Source organism: Amycolatopsis sp. Hca4 (genome assembly GCF_013364075.1).
Classification (GTDB): Bacteria; Actinomycetota; Actinomycetes; order Mycobacteriales; family Pseudonocardiaceae; genus Amycolatopsis.
The window spans coordinates 2,430,664-2,444,984 of sequence record NZ_CP054925.1 but is presented as its reverse complement, the minus strand read 5'-3'; the positions used below and the strand labels follow the sequence as shown (position 1 = coordinate 2,444,984).

The following is a 14,321-nucleotide window of genomic DNA, read 5'->3' as shown; positions in this document are numbered from 1 at the left end:
GTGACGGCGCCCAGGTGCCGGGTCCACGGACCTGCATGCTGACGCCGGCTCTGGTGCCGTAATCGTTTCGGTGCGCAGCCGGCTGTGAGGCGAACGCTGCTGCAGTTCACTAAGAAGTCAGTTGTGGAGTCGCCGACCGTCGAGCGGTTGATCGAACTTCTAAAACTGACAGAGGTTGTTGACAGTCTGGGCTCCTGATCAAGGGAGGCCCATGGCTGAGCGAGTGTGGAGTGAGAAGGACCTGGTCAGGCGCCCGCTCACCAGACAGATATCGGCGGATGGTCTTGCGATCACGGCCGAGGTGGCGCGCGATTGCGCCGATCGACCACCCCTGCTCACACCGGGCCTGGGCCTCCACGTCCTCCAGCGAAAGCGTCCGGCCTCCAGCAACGGTCCACAATGACCAACACCGCGAACCGTCTCTGCAGGCGCGCTGACCAGCGCAAACGACATGCCGGGTAGGACTGCCTCAGCTGGGGAAATCCAAAGAGTGAGAGTGGGGACTTTCAGAGATCGTCATCAACACGGCACCGTGGTCGCCGAGGACGACAGCGCCGCCGATCGTGCCGAACCGGCCGCTCTCACCATGCGGGCCGGGCTGAACAGCTCGCTAACCGCGCCACCTGCGGCACCCCAGCGCGCCGTAGCAGGCGCGGTGGTGGTGCTCGGCGATGGTCGGCGGGGCGGCTTCGGTCACCGCTGTGGCCACCGCGGTCATGCCGGTCGCTTCCGTGAGCCATTGCCACGCTCGTTCGTTCTCGAGCAGCCGGTGCGCGGCCGACACGATGGCGCGGCGGAGCTGCAGGTCCGCCCACAGCGCGGCGAGCTCGTCGGCTGCGCCGGGCACGCGGTGCTCGACGAGCAGCCGGATCGCTTGCTCGCGCGAGGTCACCTTGTTGTCGGCCAGCACTGGCCGGAGCGCGGCGCCCAGTTCGGCCGGAGGATGGTCCGGGCGGCACGGCCGACTGCGTACACCGCGTCCCGGGCGCGGTCGTGTCGGCGTAGCCGAGCAGCATGCCTAGCGCATCGCCGAGCCGATCAGCCCAGGACAGCCCGGCCTCGACCACGGCGTCTCTGTTAGCTCGCACGGATGCGGACTTTCCATCGCTAAGCCGAGGCATCATGTGTTTCAACGACCACCGGTACGCGGGTAGTCCGCGGGCTTCGTCGTTGCCCTCACCCGTCCGGTCGGCGACCTGCTTGCCGACCTTGTTCTACACCCAACCGAATGCGCCTGTGTCGGCGAAACTGACAACTAACAGCGCGGTCACCGGATCCGGTCCAGCTGCAGGGTAATTGAAGAAGACGAGCTGGTTGCTGAATTCGTCAAACACGGTGGTACTTCGGGAAAAAGGTTCATTGCTCCAATTGGTCAACTTCACGTCCAGCTTTACTGTGTCCCCGGAGATGGTGAAAGTCATTTCCTCGCGGTCGGCATTCGTGCCCAAGAATTGTTGACACGAGTCCGGTGGAGGGCTGTCAAGATTCAGGCCACGATCACTGAACCACACCTCGATCTTGCTGAACTTCAACCCGATCGCGTGCCCGCTGGAATCCTTCACCAGCGTGCCGTTGATGCCCCAGCCGTAGCTCGTGATACCTGGCTTGAAGTGTGGCGGTGGGCCGATCTGGGGCCACCGCTGAGCGGTCGTGCGGGTGATGCTGGGCTCGCGCTGAGCCGCCTTGTTGATCCACTCTTGTAAGAAATCGGTCGCTAGAGACATATCCACCACCGAAGCGCGGGTTGTAGGATTATTGATCTTCGACGGAGTGCGTCAATGCTCTGATAGTCGTATTTTGCTGCGCAAATGATACGCGTCTCGACGACTAGGTGGTTGTCAACACTCGTTCGTCTGCCGGGGTGATCCTTTGACTTGGCGGACGGCGTGATCAAGAGAGGGCCCGGCGGGCGCGGCCCTGAGTCCCGCTCCGAGGCGGCAACTATTCATGTCCAACATGGGGGTCAACCTCACAAAGGGCCTGCGTTGGGCTCGCGCCGCTGACCTCAGCTGCGGCAGTCGAGCAGTGGAGCCGCACTGCGCACCGTCCGATCCCACGGGCCTTGCCGCCTGCTGGCTGCGGGATTCTTGACGAGTCGTTAGCGCGCTTCGCCGGTGCCGCCGGACCGCAGCGATCTCCCTCGGGCGAATGGCACCTGTTGCGGACTGGCGAAGGCTCCCGCACATCGGAACACGCGCCAGACGTATTCAGAGCCCTCACGACTAGGGCCATAGTTCGAGCTTGGTGAATTCTTCTCGGACATATTCATTCACCTCGTCTTGAACTTCGTCGATCAGCTCCAGCGTTCGGCGGGACTCGGTCCAGGCGTCAGCCTGTCGTCCGGTTGCGGCGTGTGCTCGCACGAGTGTGACGTGCGCGCGCACCGAACTCACGTGGTCTTCGGGAGAACGACAGAGGCCGACGGTCTCACGTGCGCGTAGCACCGCCTCGGTGAAGTCTCCTTGTTCGAAGCTGGTCTCGCTGAGCTCGAGAAGTACCGCTACGGTCTGGCTGTGGTTGGCCGGGTGGTGAGTGTGCAGGGTCGCGGATTTCTGCAGGTGGACGGCCGCCTTGTCGGGGTGGTTTTGCCGACGGGCGAGTTTGCCCAGCTGAAGCAGGGTTGCTGCGTGCTGTCGGTGGTCGGGTAGGCGCTGGAAGGTGTCTGCTGCGGCGGTGAGGTGTCCGAGTGCCGCTGTGAGGTCGTTGGCTTGTTGCAGGTCGGTTCCGAGTTGAAGGTGTGTGCGGGCTGCCAGGGCGGGTTGGTCGATGTCCGCGTGGATCTCCAGTGCTTCGCGGGCTCTGGCGATGGCCAGTTCGTGCGCGCCGATCGTGCTGTAGTGGGAGGCGACGAATAGGAGGGCCTCGGCGACGCCGCGTTGGTTGTCTGTTGTGCGGAAAAGGGTGACGGCGACGTGGGCCGACTTCAGTGATTCGTCGGGGTTGCCGAGATGGTGGTGCAGCTGAGCGAGTCCGGCGAGCACCTCGGCTTCGCTGCCGTGGTCCTGTGCGGCGATCGCCGCAGTGCGAACTTCCTCGTGTGTGTGGAGCCAGTCGCGCAGGCTGTCGCCGATCAGCAGATGCGGGCGGAGCGTGCGGAGGATGGCGACAACCTGGGGAAGGTGCGTTCGTGCTCCCCGTCGTACGTTCGCGGCGATGCTGGCGCGTTCGCGCTCGAGCGATGTTGTCGCGTCAGCGTGGGAATCGCGGGATTCGTCCTCCGACCCGGGCCTTTCGGTCTCCGGCCGGGGGCGCGTGGGTGCCAGTGTCTCGGCGATGTCGGTGGCGAACTCGTTGATCCAGTCGAGCAGGCGGACCTGCGCGCGAGCTCGGCTGTCGGAGGGGTCCACCTTCATGGCGATCCGCTCGCCGGCCGCCCGGGTCAACGTGTCCATCGTGTAGCCGTGGCCGTGTGAGCCGATCAAATGCAGAGCACGCAGAGCGTTGAGGTGAGCGCGGGTCGTCTCCGAGCTGGTGCCATCCAGCGCCGTTGCCGCGGCAACGCTGAGCGTGGGCTCGATGTGCATGCTCAGTGTCCGGAACGTGCTGGCCGCGCCGGCCGGGAGGCTGTCATAGGACCACGCGATCGATGCCAGCAGCGTCCGGCTGTCTGTTTCGCCGGCCAGGGAGCAGATCGCCAGGGGCAGGCGGGTCGGCTGGCGCCGTTGTGGTGGTAAGGGCGTCGGCGAGAATCCGGATGGCTCGGGGAAGGCCACCTGTCAAGTGATTGGCGGCCTCGGCCGTGAAGTTGCCGGCCGGCGCGTGCAGGTCGGGGACCAGTGCCGTCAGCAGTTGCGCGGTCTCGGCGGGTGTGAATCTTGCGACGGTCAGCCGGTAGGCGCCGTGATCGTTGACGAGATCGGTCAGGCGGTGGCGACTGGTCACGATCACCACGGAGGCGGCGCTGCCCGGCAGGAGCGGTATCACCTGTTCGGAGTTGAGCGCGTTGTCCAGGAACAGCAGAATTCGACGTCCCGCCAGCTTCGTTCGCAGCTGGTGGCCCCGCAACCTCGGTGAAATCGGAATGTCCGGCGCAGCAACTCCTAGCGATTCGAGCAGCTCAACCAGTACGTCGTCCGGGCTGCGCGCGGGGGTGGGGGAGTAGCCGGAGAGGTCGGCGTAGAGCTGCCCATAGGGGAACTGCTCCTGGATCGTGTGGGCCCAGTGCAGCCCGAGTTGAGTCTTTCCGACGCCGACCGGCCCGGTGATCACGATGACCAGGGTTGACGTCGGCCCGTTCATCTGTGCCTTGACCAGCAACTTCTCCAGCTCCGCAAGATGAGCGGGCCGATCGATGAATTCACTGACGGTGAGTGGGAGCTGGGCGGGCGGAATGGCGCGTAGCGCAGCTTGGGTGCGGCGGTGATCAGCAGGTTCGACCAGCTCGCGTTCCTGGAGAAGCTTTCTGTAGTGTTCCTGCAACTCTCGAGGTGGGCTGGTGCCGTACGACTCGGCGCACCTGTCCCAGATCTGTCTCCAGCAGGCGTCGAAATCCTCGAACCGTCCGAGTCCATCCAGCGCGCTGAGCCGCAACGCCGCGAAGGTGACATCCTGCTCGTGCCGTTCCGGCACAGCATCAAGCCGTTTCAGCACTTCGTGGAGGTTGCCCCGCTGCAACTCGATGGTGCACAAGGCCTGGTAGGCGGGTAGCAGCTCCCGGTCTTCCATGTCTTCACGCTGGCGTTCCATCCAGCTTGTGTTCAGGCCTGCGACGACGTCTCCACGCCACAGCGTGACTGCCTGGTCGAGCGCCTCAGCGGCTGTGTCGAGCTCGTTCGTCTCGCGAGCTGCTCGGCCGGCGCGGACGAGATCCTTGAACCGGAGGTAGTCAAGGGAGTCCTGCCCTCGGACGAACTTGTAGCCCCCGTCTTGAGTGAGGATCTCGCTGTCGCCCCCGGTTCCGCGAAGAGTGGCCCGCAGCCGGCTGACGTAGGCGTGGAGAGTTTTTCTGGCATGCAGGGGTGGGTCATCCCAGAGCGCGTCGATGACTGTCTGAACGTTCACGAGCTTGCCGTGCCGCATCGCCAGCACACCGAGCAGGAAGCGTTCCTTCGCACGCTTGAAGTCGACTGTCTGGTCGTCAAGCCGCAGCTCCACGCTGCCCAGGATGTTCAACTCCATCGGGCTCCTTGTGCCACCCCGCGGAGTGCCGGCCAGGGACGCGATGACGTGCACATTAGCCCCGCCAACAGGGTAGTTGCCCCTGGTTACCGGGGCTGTCAAGGATCTGTCCTGTTCATGGCAACCGAAGTGTCAACCTCCGAGCTGGACGATCGGCCTCGTACGACAGGCCCAGCGGAGGTGGCCCAGATGCTCACGCCAGACAACATCTACCGTCGAGTGCAGCCCAAACGCGCCGCGAACGACAGGCCACGGTCGCCGGCGGACACGCCGCCAGTCACGTCTGCCGCTCAGCGCTCGTTGCGGCGCTGGCTGCGACGGCTGTGGATGGACGACGCACATTCCGCGCCGCAGACGCGTGATGCATCAGCTGTCACGTGTGAGCTGCAGAAGCGCGGCTCGAATGCCGTACATCGGACGATCGTGGCTGTCGATGTCGAAGAGTTTTCCTCTCCGGGTCGCACTAACGCCGATCGCCTTACCGTCCGTGCCGGGCTGTATGAGGTCGTCCACCATGCGCTACTGGCTTCTGGTGTTGTTTGGGACGATTGCCAGCACGTCGATCTCGGCGACGGCGTCCTCGTGCTGGCTCCATCTTCGTATCCGAAGGCGATCTTCATCGAGCAGGTTGTTCCGACTCTGGCCCAGGCATTGATCGCCTACAACGAAGAGCATTCGCTGACCGAGCAGATCCGTTTACGGCTGGTCCTGCATGCAGGCGAGGTCAGCTATGACGCATACGGAGCGACAGGGCAGGCGATCGTTCACGCGTTCCGGCTGCTCGACTCTCCGGCGATAAAAGCGGAACTTGCGCAGTCGCCTGGCCCCCTGGCATTGATAGCGTCGGCGTGGTTCTACGATGAGGTCATCCGACACAGTGCACTCAGCCAGCCACGTCGATACGTGCAGGTCACCGTCCGCGTCAAGGAGACCGTTGCCCCGGCGTGGATATACGTCAAGTACGGTGACGGCCCATCGGGCAATTTGCGACAACCCGGCTGAGACGTCGTACAACGGCATCAACTGACCCGGGGATCCCTTCGCTAGACTCTCCGCCGGCTCGTGGGCAGGTGCGCGCGAGACTAGCGGCATAAGAGCATGTTGCGGTGGCCGCGAGAACAGCCGCTCGACTAGGTTGCGGACTTGAGGTGGCTTTGGCGATCGACCCCGCCGATCAACAGTGGGATCTCCCGGATGAGAGGGCTCGCAACGGGTGAGTTGTGGCGGGCGGCCACGGTGTGAGGGATGATCGGGGCCCAGCACCCGCGACAAGTCGACGAGCGGTTCCTCGAGCGCGGTTACAGCGCCGGGTGTAGGGATGGTCGCGACCTAGCACCCGCAGCTGGTCATCGATATCTCGCCCAAGCCCGACACCACGCTGGCATGTACCCGAGGCTGGCCGGGCACCGCGGCGTCACCGCCCGCTATCGTCGACCGGCCCACCTTCGGCGTCAACATCATCGAGACTGGCACTGAGTCCTACCGCCTCGCCCGCAGCCGCCGCACCCAGAACTCCACCGCCTGAAACCCGCGACCAGCACGATCAGCACCGCAAAGGGACCCGGAGAGCGGGCAGGATCCCCACCCCGCCGCCCGACGCGCTCCCCATGGCTTGGCAGGCTGGACCTCGTGCTGGTCGACCTGCTGCCCACCCTGCTCGCCGCCTCACTGGCCGCGTTCCTGCTGGCCCTGCTCTCCGCGGTCGCCGGGTTCGGCGGCGGGGCCTTGCTGATGTCGGTCTTCACCGCGCTGTTCGGCCTGCGCGTCGCAGTCCCCATGCTACCCTGACTCAGCTGTCCTCCAACGGCTCGCGCGTCTGGCTCAACCGGCGGGAGCTGCGCGGCCCGTGATCGGCTGGTTCGCGCTCGGCGCGATCCCCTTCGCGGTCGCCGAGGGCCTGCTGCTCACCCACGCCCCGCTCGCCCCGCTCAAGCGCCTCCTGGGTCTGTTCCTGATCGGCGTCGTCGTCTGGCGATGTTTGCAACGCCGGCCACGCCCACCCGCAGAACCCTCACTCGCGCTCGTCGGCGCCGCCTCCGGACTCGGGTCCGCGCTGCTGGGCTCGGTCGGCCCGCTGACCGCGCCGTTCTTCCTCGCCCTCGGCCTGACCCGAGGCGCCTACATCGGTACCGAAGCAGCCAGCGCGTTGACTATGCACCTGACCAAGATCGCCACCCACAGCGCCGGCGCCTGCTCACCCGCCAAGTCCTGCTCTTCGGCGCGGCCCTCACCCCTGCCACGCTGCTCGGCGCCTGGACCGGCAAGAAGATCGTCGGCCGGATCAGCGAACGCGTCTTCGTCCTGCTCGTCGAACTCGGCCTCATCGTCGCCGGCGCCCTCTTCCTCGCCGGCCTCTGACCACGGCCACTTCTCACCGACATTGATCAAGCAAACGACCGCCGACCGCGGTCACAAACAACGTACATCCGCGGTCAGTTCACGCCGTCACAACCACTAGGGTGTCGGCCGCGGCGAGGTAGTCCTCGGTCACCGCGACGGAAGAGTGGCCCAGGTTGGCGGCCTTCTGCAGAAGATGCGCAACGAAGTTGCACATGATCGGCTCCGATCGTCTCGAGCAGGGAGATCATCAACGGCGGTTCAATCACCGTCGCGATCGTGCTGCCGTGCGACGCCTTACTCCAATGGACCGGCTGGAACACCGAGATCATCACCTGGCTTACCGAGCCCCCCAGCGGCGTGGTGGACCTACCCTTCGAGCGCTGTCGGGTTGTCTGGAGTTCTCGGGCCGTCAAACAGCCAGAAATCGTAGGACGCGTCGGGATTCAACACGGGATGGCTCAGCAGAGTGGTGAGTTGTTCCGTATCGCCGCTGACGGAGATGCTGCGGCATGCCCGGATGATCAGTTCATGTGCTCCCGGCCGGTCGGGCGGCGGGTCGAGCGGCTGTTTCCGCAGCCGCGCCAGTGCGGCCAGTCGTACCGTGATCTCGTGGGCGAGGTCGTAGCGGTCTTCCAGCGCGCAGCCATCCGCTTCGATTAGCGCCGCTGTGGCTACGTCGAGCCGACCGGTGGAACAGCTCAGCGCCGAGAGGTTTACCAGCGCTGCGGCGAGTCGTCCGTGGTCCGCTGTCTCTCGCCAATGGCCGACCGCTTGGGCTCGCGCCGCTACTTCGTCGTGAAGGTCGTCGCAGAGATCAGCGATGTTTTCTTGGGCCACGGCCGCATTGTCGGACTCACCGGTGGCGACGTACAGGATGGATGCCTTTTTGTACGCCAGCTTCGCCTCAGCGGCGCGATTCAGTCCACCGAGCGACTGCGCGAGGGCAAACTCCGACGCGGCTCGGTTTCTTACGTCGCCCGCCCGTTCCGCGAACTCCGCCGCGCGTCGGAGGTAGCGTTCGGCTTCCGAAAACTGCTCGCAGAACAGGTGAAGCTTGCCGATGTTGATCAGCGGATTGATCGCCTCGCCCTCGGTGAGGGCGCTTTCGAGCAGGGGCAGCGTAGCGCGGGCGGCGTGCAGGGCGGTTTCGGTGTCCGCCAGCTGGACTGCGATCTGGCTGGTCGTCATCCTGGCCTTGACCTCGCGCGTCGGTAGCTGGTGGACCTGCGCGATCTTCGCGGCACGCTGTACCCAGGCGAGGGCGTCGACACGGTGAGCGGCGCTGAGCCGCAGGGTGCCGGCGATTTCGAGCGCCGCATCGACGGCGCAGTCCGGTTTACCGTTGGCCAGGTGTGCTGAGACCAGGATGTCGGTGACCTCGGCGAGGGTGCGCAGGTCGCCGAGTCCGTCGTGCAGGTGGATCAAGCTGCGTGCGAGGTCTTCGGCGATGTCCCACCACTGGTGGGCAGAGGCGGCGCTCAATCCGGTGCGGGCGCGGGTGGTGTCGACGACGATGTCCTGCCGCTCGACCACCGCGGCGAGGGTATTCGCCATATGCCGGGCCGTGCGTGCCTGGAAGGTGGCAATGGCAGCCGGCTCGTCTTCGCGAGCGGAGCATTCGACGAGGACGAGCCGGATCAGCGGCGCGACGGAGAATATGAGGACGTCGTCGTCGGTGACTGAGTATTCGGCGAGGCTCGCGTCGACCACTCGGTGCAGTTGCAGCGCGGTCGGTGCCTCGCCGCTGTCCCTTCCGTACGCCATCTCGGCGATGTCGCTGACTGCAGCGAAGGAGATGGCGAGGTAACGGGCTGCGAGCTGGACGTCCGGTGCCAGGTTGTGGTAACTGAGGAGAACTGCGCTGCGCACTGTTCGTTCGGGAGAGGACAAGTAATTTAGACGTTCCTGTTCGGCTTCGAGACTGCGTGCCACCGTGGGGATGAGCTCGGGTCTGCCCACGATCAGGCTGGCGACGATACGCAAGGCGAGGGGGAGGTCGTCGCACAACTCCGCGATGCGTTCGAGGACCGCGGAGTCGGCGGTGGGCGCGAAGCGGGCCAGCAGAGTGACAGCCTCCGTCCTCGCGAGGACCGGGACGTGGATCGCGGTGTTGGTAAAGTCCTGTGTTCGCTGGCGGGAGGTGACGACGACGGTGCTCGTGCCGGTGACCCGCAGGAGGGGCGCGACATGCGCGGCGTCGCGTGCGTTGTCGAGGACGAGCAGAACGTCAGCCGCGGCGAGGACTGTTTGAAGCCGTTCGTAGAGCGCGGCCTCATCGACATGGCGCGACCACGGTGACCCGGTGAGGGCGTCGAGGAGGTCGTGTGCGGCTTCGCGCGCACTGAGCTGGTGGCCCGGGCTCATGCCACGGAGGTTGATGTAGAGAGCGCGGTCGTGGGTTGCGGCGACCCGGTGGGCCAAGTGGATGGCAACCTGGGATGTGCCGACACCGGGCCGCCCGGACAACCACAGCAGGCCCGGGGCTCCGATGGCGTCCAATAGGCTGTCCCGGCCGACGAAGATGCGATCCACAGCGGGGAGCGGACAACGTCGGCCCCGGCCGGGCAGGTCCAGGCCGCAGCCGTGCGGGCTGGACGTCGTCAAGGCCGCGAGGTCCCCGGTCGTCGTCACCAGCTCGCCGATGAGCTCGTCATTGTAAGCACGCTCGCGTCGCAGCAGCAGCTCCAGCTCGCCGACGCCACGAGCCTGGTCCGGCCGCTTCCGCAGCTGCCCCAACTCGCGTTCGAGGTTGCGGCATTTCGCCTCCTCAACGGCGAGGAGGGTCGTCAATTCTGCCCTGCGCGCGGCGAGGTCATCGGCGCGTTGTTCGGCCTCTTCGACGGCTCCCAGGACGGCGCGGGTCCGCGCGCTGTCGGTCCTGTCGGCCTGCCCCCGCAGGTCAGCCAGGACCTTTATCCAGCGCGCGACCTGGGGCTCTGCGAGTCCGCAGCCGGTCAGGATCTGGCCGGCCTGGCCGACGGTCGGCAACTGCTTGCCGCTGAAGATCGCGGACAGGGTCCCTTGCGTGAGCGGCCGGTCAGCCCTTTTCGTCGATTTGCAGAGGTCCGCGTAGGTCCGGCCGGCCCGCTGCCGGACGTCTCTCAGCATGCCGGCGAAGGTCTCGGGCGACCGTGCCGATGTGGGATCGAGGTCGTCAAACAGCGTGTTGGAGGTGTTGAGGTGGTCCACGGTCGTCCGTTCGGCAGTGCAGGGCCGTCGTTCTGGATGTCGGCATCGGTCTTCGAGCGTTACTCTCGCGGTTCAGGATTATTCAGCTTCGTTCGGGGTGCTTCGGAGTCCATCAGGATCCTGGATCCGTGGACGTCGGCATGGCTTGCTGTAAACCATGAAACCGACTTCGGTGGCCGACCTGATCAGGTGGACAGTCCAGTCCGCGGACCGCACCCGCAACGCGTTGGCCCTAGTACGCGTCCTCGTTGCCGGGGCGGTGGTGTTCGGCGGTGAGCTGGTAGTCGTCGCTCTGTCGATGCCCGCCGGGACGGCCCTGGCGCTTGCCAGCGCGGCTCCCGCTGCCGGGATCTGGCGAGCCGTGCGGCGTCGGTCCGAGGCTCGGCGTCGCCAGGCTGGATGAGCCGGTTGAGCGCCTCGGCACCGGAGGAGGCTGAACGGATGCGCGGACGCGGGGCTGTCCTGCTGTGTCTGGGCGCAGTTCATCGACGCCCTCGGTGTGACACTCGCAGTGATCAGGCTGCCGGCGAAAGCCTCGGGCATTGCCGGTCGATCCCTCGGTGGCATGGCGACCTGAGCAGCCCACCGGCCGGACGCGGCGACGAAGCTTCGTGCTCCGACCGTCCGAGCGGAGGCTGGGGCTGTCGTTGAGGTATTTCTGGACGACAGGTAAGCTCCACGCCCGTATCACCGATTCGCGTTCCCCCTTCGGGGACTCGCCAGAAGCACCACAACGAACAGGTGCAGGTTGCACGCCTAGCCGCAGCCACCGAGCAGTTCCCGGACTGCTGCTCATCTCTGGTTTGCTTGCCCGGCCGTGGATCACCCAACTGCATGCAACTCGACCGACGACACCAGCACCGGGGCTGGTGTACACCGTTGTGGAGTCGACTTGCTGTTGTTCATGGTCACGCTGTGCACCCTAATTGCCTTCATTGCGACGCTCGGGCTTGCGGCGTTCATCGTGCATAAGACTGGGGATACGAAAGGGCTTCGTGACCTTGCAGTGCTGATTCGCGCAGTTCGGCCGTCGTGGCCGTTCAAGTGGCCCCGTCGACACTGACCTCCTTCGCGGGAGACGACTTCGGCATTCATGTGGCCGCGCATATCCTGGTCGTGCTACGCGATTGCGGCCCGCGTGCCAGGGCGCGATCGCTTGCAGGATCGAACTTCTTAATCTGTTAATGGATATGGCGCACCGTTTCGGGTTCATGCAGTTTCAGAAAACACGTTCTGACCAGCGGACGCCAAAGCGCGTGGGAATCAGGCTCAGCCCCACCTGGAGTGCCGCGGCGGCGCTCGGCGGCCAGCCGGGATGACGACATGGCCGGGCCTCCCTCGTGGAGAGGCCCGGCTGGGCGACCCGCTCGCCATGCTGGCGCCTTGTCTCGGCCGTGACAGCGGTAGCTGCCTGGTAGGCAGCGTCGTGGTTCAGGTGTGGTCGAGGTCGTCGAGTTGGTGTTGGACGCGCTCGGCGTCGGCGTCGCGGCCTTGGTCCCGGTACAGCTCCAGCGCCTCCCGCCACACCGTGCGGGCCTGCGCATGCCGGCCGAGGGCGGCGTAGGGGTGGCCCAGGCTGTCGAGGGTGTCCGCGACCGCGTAGGCGTTGCCGATGCCGCGGAATAAGGCGAGAGCGGATTGGTAGTAGACGAGGGCCTGGTGGTAGTCGCCGGTGTGGTGGGCGATGTAGCCCAGGCTGTCCAGGGTGTTCGCCTCGCCGTCGGGATCGTGGTGGTGTTGGTACAGGGTGAGGGCGGCCCGGCAGTGCTCGCGGGCGGTGTCGAACCGGCCCAGGCGCGCGGCGTGCCAGCCCACCTGATTGAGCGAGCTGGCTTCCCACACTGGCAGGTCGAGGGCGCGGAAGAGGTCGAGGGCGCGATGGGCATGCTCCAGGGCCTGCCGCTCGTCCCCCCGTCGTCCCCAGGCCATCGCGAGTGCCTGGTGGGTGTGGGCCTGGTCGGTGGGGTCGTGGTGGTGCAGGGCCAGGTTCAGGGCCTGCTCCAGGTGGGTGGTGGCCTGTTCGTGCAGGCCCAGCCGGGCGCAGGCATTGCCGAGGTTCCGGTGGGTACGGCTGTGGGTGGCGGGGTCGGAGAGGTGGTCGGCGGCGTGCAGTGCGGCCTGCCATGTGGTGACCGTGTCGTGCCGGTGTCCCCGCCGGTGGTGGAAGGTGTGCAGGTTCCAGGCCAGGTGCCAGACGGTGTGGTGGTGGCCGAGGGTGGCGGCGGTGCGCTGGGTGGCCAGCAGGGTGGCGTGTTCGGCGTCCAGCCAGGCCATCGCCGCGGCGGGGTCGGGCAGCGGGTGCGGATGCACGCCGGGCGCGGACGGCTCGGGCGGCAGGAGCGCGCCGTGGGGTTCCAGGAGACGGTCCGCGGCGTGGGCGGTGTGCAGGTGGAAGTCCCCCACCCGGGTCAGGGCCGCTTCCCGCACGTCCTCGGGCAGGGTGGTGTGGGCAGTGTCCGTGGCGTAGCGGCGGATCAGGTCGTGCATCGCGTAGCGGCCGTCCGGCCGCCGTTCCAGCAGGGAGGCGTTCTCCAGCCCGCTCAGCGCCCGGCGGGCGAGATGGGCGGGCAGAGCAGCGAGGGCGGCGGTGGCGGGCGGGGTGGTGTCCGGGCCGGGGGCGATGCCCAGCAACGCGAACACACGTCGTTGCTCGTCGGTGAGGTCGCGCAGTGACCAGGACAGCACGGTGGGCAGGCTGGCGGCCGGGTCGGTGTCGTGGTCGAGCGCCTCCAGGCCGAGGTCGCGCAGTTCGGCGGCGGCCTCGGCCAACGCAACGCCGGGGCGCGTGCCGGCGGTGCGCGCGGTGATCGACAACGCCAGCGGGTGGCCCCCGCACAGCCCGATCAGCTCGTCCACCGCCTCGGGTTCGGCGGCGACGCGGTCGGCGCCCAGGCGGGCGACCAGCAGGCCGCGGGCCTCCCCGGGGGACAGGACGTCCAGGGGCAGATGGCAGGCGCCGTGCCGGTCGATCAACGAGGCCAGCCGATGCCGGCCGGTGACCAGCACCGTGCAGGACGGCGAGCCGGGCAGTAGCGGGGCGACCTGGTCGCTGGTGGCGGCGTTGTCCAGCACGATGAGCATCCGCCTCCCGGCCACCAGGCTGCGGTAGAGCCTCGCTTGGGCGTCGAGGTCGGTGGGGATCCGGTTCGCCTCGACGCCCAGGGCGTCGAGGAACCCGCGCACCGCCACCGCCGGCTGCACCGGTTCGCCGGTGGGGCTGAAGCCGTGCAGGTCGACGAACAGCTGCCCGTCGGGAAACTGCTCCAGATGCCGGTATGCCCAGGCCAGGGCGAGCCAGGTCTTGCCGATGCCCCCGGCGCCGCCGATCGCCGAGACCAGCACCGTCGCTGCCGCAGGTGCCGGGCCGGTGGTGGGGGCTGCGGTGGTCGGTTCCCGCGTGTCGGTGCCTGGTCCCTGCGGTGCGGCGGCGTGGGTCAGGGCGCGGTCCAGGCGGGCCAGTTCCGTGGTCCGGCCGGTGAACAGTCCCGGTGCGGCGGGCAGCTGCCGCGGGATGGGCGGCGCGGGTCGCGGGGGTGGCGGGTGCAGGTTCAGTTTGCCGTGCACCACACCGACGGCGGCACCGTGATCGGTGGCGACGAGGTCTCCGTGAATGCTCGTGGTCACCACGGCGCCGGCGTCCGGGGCGGTGCCGGGGTGGGGCGGGTCGGCCGCCG

10 protein-coding genes are annotated in these 14,321 nt (G+C 67.0%); 3 read left to right on the top strand and 7 right to left on the bottom strand.

What is annotated here, in order from left to right; genetic code table 11:
- Positions 1 to 109 precede the first annotated feature (109 nt).
- The 5 genes from HUT10_RS50830 to HUT10_RS10425 form a co-directional block, all read right to left on the bottom strand.
- Positions 110 to 400: a helix-turn-helix domain-containing protein gene (locus HUT10_RS50830; protein ID WP_303246959.1), complete on the bottom strand. Its 291-nt coding sequence runs from the start codon at positions 398 to 400 to the stop codon at positions 110 to 112.
- Between the two features lie 210 nt (positions 401 to 610).
- Entirely contained in the window at positions 611 to 910 is a 300-nt protein-coding gene (locus tag HUT10_RS50825; protein WP_254896807.1) for a hypothetical protein, read from the bottom strand.
- A 304-nt stretch (positions 911 to 1,214) separates the two neighbouring features.
- Entirely contained in the window at positions 1,215 to 1,724 is a 510-nt protein-coding gene (locus HUT10_RS10435; protein ID WP_176170998.1) for a hypothetical protein, read from the bottom strand.
- 498 nt (positions 1,725 to 2,222) lie between these two features.
- Entirely contained in the window at positions 2,223 to 3,524 is a 1,302-nt protein-coding gene (locus HUT10_RS10430; protein WP_176170997.1) for a lipopolysaccharide assembly protein LapB, read from the bottom strand.
- A gap of 43 nt (positions 3,525 to 3,567) precedes the next feature.
- Positions 3,568 to 5,118, bottom strand: coding sequence for a BTAD domain-containing putative transcriptional regulator (locus HUT10_RS10425; RefSeq protein WP_176170996.1), 1,551 nt, complete (start codon positions 5,116 to 5,118; stop codon positions 3,568 to 3,570).
- A 189-nt stretch (positions 5,119 to 5,307) separates the two neighbouring features.
- Between HUT10_RS10425 and HUT10_RS10420 the strand changes: the two genes are divergently transcribed.
- The 3 genes from HUT10_RS10420 to HUT10_RS52175 all read left to right on the top strand — a co-directional run bounded on the left by HUT10_RS10420 (position 5,308) and on the right by HUT10_RS52175 (position 7,576).
- Positions 5,308 to 6,120, top strand: a complete 813-nt coding sequence (locus HUT10_RS10420) for a hypothetical protein (RefSeq protein ID WP_176170995.1) — start codon at positions 5,308 to 5,310, stop codon at positions 6,118 to 6,120.
- 627 nt (positions 6,121 to 6,747) lie between these two features.
- On the top strand, positions 6,748 to 6,906 hold the full coding sequence (locus HUT10_RS49935) for a hypothetical protein (protein WP_217709578.1): 159 nt from the start codon (positions 6,748 to 6,750) through the stop codon (positions 6,904 to 6,906).
- A gap of 58 nt (positions 6,907 to 6,964) precedes the next feature.
- Positions 6,965 to 7,576 carry a sulfite exporter TauE/SafE family protein gene (locus HUT10_RS52175; RefSeq protein ID WP_217709577.1) on the top strand — a complete coding sequence of 204 codons (612 nt, stop codon included), beginning with the start codon at positions 6,965 to 6,967 and terminating at the stop codon, positions 7,574 to 7,576.
- Between the two features lie 248 nt (positions 7,577 to 7,824).
- Here HUT10_RS52175 and HUT10_RS10410 read toward each other — a convergent pair whose 3' ends face one another.
- On the bottom strand, positions 7,825 to 10,647 hold the full coding sequence (locus HUT10_RS10410) for an NB-ARC domain-containing protein (protein ID WP_176170994.1): 2,823 nt from the start codon (positions 10,645 to 10,647) through the stop codon (positions 7,825 to 7,827).
- Between the two features lie 1,431 nt (positions 10,648 to 12,078).
- Positions 12,079 to 14,271 (bottom strand): tetratricopeptide repeat protein, encoded by a 2,193-nt coding sequence (locus HUT10_RS10405; RefSeq protein WP_254896805.1) that lies wholly within the window; start codon positions 14,269 to 14,271, stop codon positions 12,079 to 12,081.
- Positions 14,272 to 14,321: the final 50 nt, after the last annotated feature.

Excerpts from the sequence above, each read along its gene's own strand:
- HUT10_RS10425 (WP_176170996.1), bottom strand. The coding sequence starts at position 5,118 with ATGGAGTTGAACATCCTGGGCAGCGTGGAGCTGCGGCTTGACGACCAG.
- HUT10_RS10430 (WP_176170997.1), bottom strand. The coding sequence starts at position 3,524 with ATGCACATCGAGCCCACGCTCAGCGTTGCCGCGGCAACGGCGCTGGAT.
- HUT10_RS10435 (WP_176170998.1), bottom strand. The coding sequence starts at position 1,724 with ATGTCTCTAGCGACCGATTTCTTACAAGAGTGGATCAACAAGGCGGCT.
- HUT10_RS10420 (WP_176170995.1), top strand. The coding sequence starts at position 5,308 with ATGCTCACGCCAGACAACATCTACCGTCGAGTGCAGCCCAAACGCGCC.